The sequence below is a fragment of the Anaerobacillus sp. 1_MG-2023 genome (assembly GCF_030547345.1).
In the GTDB taxonomy this organism is placed as follows: domain Bacteria; phylum Bacillota; class Bacilli; order Bacillales; family Guptibacillaceae; genus Guptibacillus; species Guptibacillus hwajinpoensis_B.
Map to the genome: position 1 here is coordinate 1 of NZ_JAUORD010000285.1, position 232 is coordinate 232.

A 232-nucleotide genomic window follows, 5' to 3' on the forward strand; every position below is an offset into this window, starting at 1 on the left:
TGTAGTAGATAATAAACCTACCTTTATTATTACTTATACTAAGACACAGGGGACTACTCAACAAGAAAAACTGGAAGTGGCAGAACATCTTTCAAAGTACATTGAGAAAGGGACTGAAAAATTAACTGAAAGAGACTTGAAAGATTATTGGATTATTACTCGTCCAAAAGAGGCAAGATCGAAGTTAAGCGATAAAGAAACCAAAGATCTTAGTGACAAAGATGCGTATCAG

1 pseudogene is annotated in these 232 nt (G+C 34.5%); it reads left to right on the forward strand.

Features of this window, described 5'->3' with window-relative positions:
* Positions 1–232, forward strand: a pseudogene (locus Q4550_RS24190) (penicillin-binding protein); the annotation flags it as partial.